Genomic DNA, 1,085 nt, shown 5'->3' on the forward strand with positions numbered 1-1,085 from the left:
GCGACCCTGCCACCGGACCCACCACCGGTCACCACACCAGAAGCGGACTCACCCGCAGCCAGAGCACGCAGACCCGCGACCACCTCATCCCGATCCGCACCCAGCACCACCGCACGACGCTCCAGCACCGCACGGCCACGAGCCAGAGCCGCACCCACCTCGCCGAACGCGGCGTCCTGGGCCGCCTCCGTGGTCCAGGCGGCCAACCGGGCCGCCTGCGCACGCAGACCGCTCTCGTCGTTGGCCGACAGCAGCCAAGGCACGACCCCGAGCGCGGAGCCACTCTCCACCGAGGCACCAGCCGGAGAGACATCCGGACCCTGTTCGATGATGACGTGGGCGTTGGTGCCGCTGATCCCGAACGAGGAGACCGCAGCTCGGCGCGGACGATCCGGCCGGTCCCACTCCCGCGTCTCGGTCAGCAACTCCACCGCACCCGCCGACCAATCCACATGCGGCGACGGCTCGTCCACATGCAAGCTCTTGGGCAGGACCCCGTTGCGCATCGCCATGACCATCTTGATCACACCGGCCACACCCGCCGCCGCCTGCGCATGACCGATGTTCGACTTCACCGACCCCAACCACAACGGCCGATCCGCATCGCGGTCCTGGCCATAGGTGGCCAGCAACGCCTGCGCCTCGATCGGATCACCCAGCGCGGTACCCGTACCGTGCGCCTCGACCACGTCCACATCCGCGACCGTGAGTCCGGCATTCGCCAGGGCCTGACGGATCACCCGCTGCTGCGACGGACCGTTCGGCGCGGTCAGGCCGTTGCTCGCACCGTCCTGGTTGATCGCCGACCCACGCACCACCGCCAGCACCTGGTGACCGTTGCGGCGGGCGTCCGACAGCCGCTCCACCAGCAGCATCCCGACGCCCTCGCCCCAGCCGGTGCCGTCCGCGCCCGCGCCGAACGCCTTGCACCGACCGTCAGGGGCCAGACCACGCTGCCGGGAGAACTCCACGAAGGTGGTCGGTGTCGCCATCACCGTCACACCACCCGCGAGCGCCAGATCACACTCACCCGCACGCAACGCCTGCGCCGCCAGATGCAACGCCACCAACGACGACGAACACGC

General features: G+C 70.2%; 1 protein-coding gene. It reads right to left on the minus strand.

Features of this window, described 5'->3' with window-relative positions:
- On the minus strand, positions 1-1,085 hold a 1,085-nt coding region (locus IEY93_RS37200), incomplete at both ends, for a beta-ketoacyl synthase N-terminal-like domain-containing protein (protein WP_268241611.1).

The sequence above is a fragment of the Sphaerisporangium melleum genome (assembly GCF_014646695.1).
GTDB classification, from domain to species: Bacteria; Actinomycetota; Actinomycetes; order Streptosporangiales; family Streptosporangiaceae; genus Sphaerisporangium; species Sphaerisporangium melleum.